Annotated in this window: 2 protein-coding genes and 1 pseudogene; 1 reads left to right on the forward strand and 2 read right to left on the reverse strand. The window is 66.5% G+C overall.

The genetic code is table 11. From position 1 onward, the window contains the following. Positions 1-139: 139 nt before the first annotated feature. Positions 140-880 (reverse strand): SCO6745 family protein, encoded by a 741-nt coding sequence (locus JZ791_RS43755; protein ID WP_216903827.1) that lies wholly within the window; start codon positions 878-880, stop codon positions 140-142. 977 nt (positions 881-1,857) lie between these two features. Here JZ791_RS43755 and JZ791_RS43760 point away from each other — a divergent pair. After that, positions 1,858-2,568 (forward strand): metal-dependent hydrolase, encoded by a 711-nt coding sequence (locus JZ791_RS43760; protein ID WP_308163507.1) that lies wholly within the window; start codon positions 1,858-1,860, stop codon positions 2,566-2,568. Between the two features lie 9 nt (positions 2,569-2,577). Here JZ791_RS43760 and JZ791_RS43765 read toward each other — a convergent pair. Further along, positions 2,578-3,276 (reverse strand): annotated as a pseudogene (locus tag JZ791_RS43765) (MmyB family transcriptional regulator); the annotation flags it as partial. Positions 3,277-3,309: the final 33 nt, after the last annotated feature.

Here is a 3,309-nt window from a genome sequence, read left to right on the forward strand (position 1 = left end):
GCCCCGAGCCGACCACACACCACCACACGAAGGACAACCCGGCCTATCACTACATTTTGGCGGTTCGGTACGCCGCTTTCGGATAATTCGGGCCGCAAAATGTAGCGGGAGGCCGGTTCTCCGGGCCAGCAATACGAACTCAGCGTCCGAACACCAGGGTCTCAGCGGTGCTCAGCAGCTCCGCCAGTTCCCGGCCCTCGTCGTCGGTGAGCACCGCGAACGCCGGGGCGATCAGCTCATCGGTCAGTGCTTCGGCGGCGTCCCAGCGCCGCTGCAGCTCCGGGGTGACCTCCGGAAATGGCTCTGCCCAACCGAATTCGCGGGCCTGGTCGGGGCCGCTGTTACGCGGCGAACCGCCGGTGAGCACGGCCTCGAAGGGAGTCAATCCACTGGCGCGCACCGCGATCAGGTGCAGCCCCCCGCGCAGTTCCCGCAGCACCTGGATCAACTGCAGCGCACGCGCCGGATCGTCACCGGCTTGCGGTAGCGCACGCCAGCCCGCGAACAGTGCCACGCCTGCCGGATCGGCAGCGGCGACCACCGGAGCCATCAGCTCGGCCAGCCGTCCCGCGCCTTCGAACTCGCCGAGCTTGCGGCGCCCGAAATCCTGGCATACCCCGAGGTAGCCCGCGGCCGCCTTCTCCGCAGGCATGTTCACCGATTCCCAGGCCGTGCGGACGGTGCTCGGGGAGAAGAATCCGAACGCCGCGACGATCACATCGGCGTCCACATCACCCAGCACGCCGCCGCGACCGCGCGTGTAGGGACCGAGGAACCCGGGCACCCCCACCGCGGCGCCGAACGCCTTCGCCTCACGGGAGAACATGAACCCCGCGCCGATCTTCAGAATCGGCCCTTTGACTGCGGCAGCTGTCGACACGATCGAACCCTCTCTCAGTGGACTATCTCGTGACGCAACATATCTCACTATTGTGAAGTAGCGCCAGGGGGTCGGTTACGGCGGATTCTCGGTGAGAGCATCCATTCCGCGCCGACATTCGATCCGGTATGCCTCGCCGAGAATGAGGGTCCAGGCCGGTGACGTCCAGGCACTGGCGGATAGGGTCGGGCGAATTCCGCTGGTCCAGGTCGCAGTGCATGGTCAGGCGGCGAACTCGAACACGGCGCCCCGATTCGCACACCACCGTTCCGGGCACGCGGCGGCCTGTACGCCCTGGGCGTCGTGTCGTAGGAATTGCTCACCGGTCCAATGTCTTTCGACGACGAGCACGCCTGAGGCAAATCCGGGCAGTCCCTCCGGGCCGTAATCGGACTGCTCTACTGCCGAGTCCTGCTGATCATCAACGGATTACGTCGCGGCAGACATCCCGACGAGGCAATCCCGGCCTGTGCCGACACCCTAGCCTGCGACGCGACCGACACCCCTCTGTCCCGACCGCACGCCGAGTTGGTCCGGCGCGTCGATGGGCGGGGCGGCATCCTGGCCCTGATCTGCTGCGCCGCGATGTGTAGCATGGGCTACGAGGATCACATCGCCATGGTGGCAGCCACCGGATCGGTTGGGGCGGCGCAGGTTTCAACCGGCGTGCGCTGGGCCGCCCGCAGGCATCCCAGCGCGACCTGTTGTGGCAGAGATGGATTGGTCACAGCCTTCTCTACGCAGAAGTGTGCGCTCGGCAGGAATCCAAGGCCTGAGACTCCAACCGAAAGCATGCCGAAGCGACGGCACGCTCGAGCGATTGGGGGTGCCGAAACCTGAACGCCGGAAGCCTGCCCGCTATGCCTGCGACGGTGGCGTTTTGGGCTGTGGCTACTTATAGCCGCTGGGCGGTAGTGTGGGCTGGGCCACGTGCGACAATACCGGCGAAATGTCCCGGATGGGCTACTGTCGACGCGGTGCTAGGACATTCACATGCGACCAGTGGTGCGCTCGTTTGGGCTGGAGCCGCTGCCGCACTACCGCTTTCGATACTCACGTTTCCCGTCGTCACCGCTGGACATATCGGCACCGTCGATCTGATCATGGGAACGTTCCTCACCGCGGGCGCGGCATTACTGCCCGACGCCGACCATCCCAACGGGACCATATCCCATGTGTTGGGGCCGGTTTCGCATGCCGCGACCAAGGTGATCTCCGAGGTATCGGGCGGCCACCGGCACGCCACTCACTCGTTCGCCTTCGTCATCGCGGTCACCTACGGCACCTGGGCGGGTGAGCACTGGTTGCACCGCTGGTTCACCCTCGGCCTGGTCTTCTTCCTGCTCGCGCTGGCCGCCCGCGCGCTCAATATCTGCCCGCCCGGTAAAGGCCTGCCCGCCTACGGCACCATCATCATCCTGGCCGGAGCCGGAACCTTCGCCATGGACCAGTGGATCTCCGACAAACCCGCGTGGCTCCCTTTCGCCGTCGGCTTGGGCTCGCTGGCTCACTTGGCCGGAGATTGCCTCACCGACAAGGGATGCCGGCTGTTCTGGCCTTTGAAGCTACGGACGCGAGTCCCCATCATCGACCACACCGGCAACAAGGTCGAGACCTGGATCCTGTCTCCGTTGTTCGTCGCGGGCACCCTGGCCATCCTCTGGTACACCATCACCCACCATCCCTAACAACCGCACGGCGTCGTGGTCCGGGCCGCCCGGTGCGGCCTGGAACACCACGAACCGCTGACCGTCCGGCGCGGTCGTGATCTCCGAGGTCAGCGTGAACCGCCCCACCGCCGGATGCCGAAACACCCGTGCCGCACCGCGTTTGGTGCGCACATCGTAGTGCGCCCACAGATTCGCGAATTCCGCGCTCTCGCCGCACAACCCCGCCACGACGGCGGTCAGCGCCGGTGAGCCGGGCTCGCGGCCCTGCACCGTACGCAGGTGTGCCACACAGTCTTTCGCGATGCCGTCCCAATCCTCGAACACCCGTCGCGCCGCCGGATGGATGAACACATACCGGGCCAAATTACGTTCGGCCACAGGAAAATCCGTCAGCCCGTCGAGCAACCGCAGCATCTCCGCGTTCGCGACCAGCACATTGCTCGGCTGATCCATGACCGCCGCGGGCGTCGGCCGCACCGACTCGAGCAGCAACACCAGACCGGCCCGGGCCTCCGCCCGCGCGACCACCGGCCGCGAAGGCCGAGCCACCACCGCCCGCGCCAGGTCGTACAGGTGAGTGCGCTCGTCCTGGCTCAACCGCAACGCCGCCGCCAGCGCATCCAGCACCGCGAGGCTCGGATTCGTATCGCGCCCCTGCTCGAGCCGGATGTAATAGTCCACCGAAAGCCCGGCCAATGTCGCCACCTCCTCCCGCCGCAGCCCCGGCGTCTGCCGCCGCCCCGCTGTCTCTTATACACA

This window comes from Nocardia alni, from assembly GCF_019038435.1.
Classification (GTDB): domain Bacteria; phylum Actinomycetota; class Actinomycetes; order Mycobacteriales; family Mycobacteriaceae; genus Nocardia; species Nocardia alni.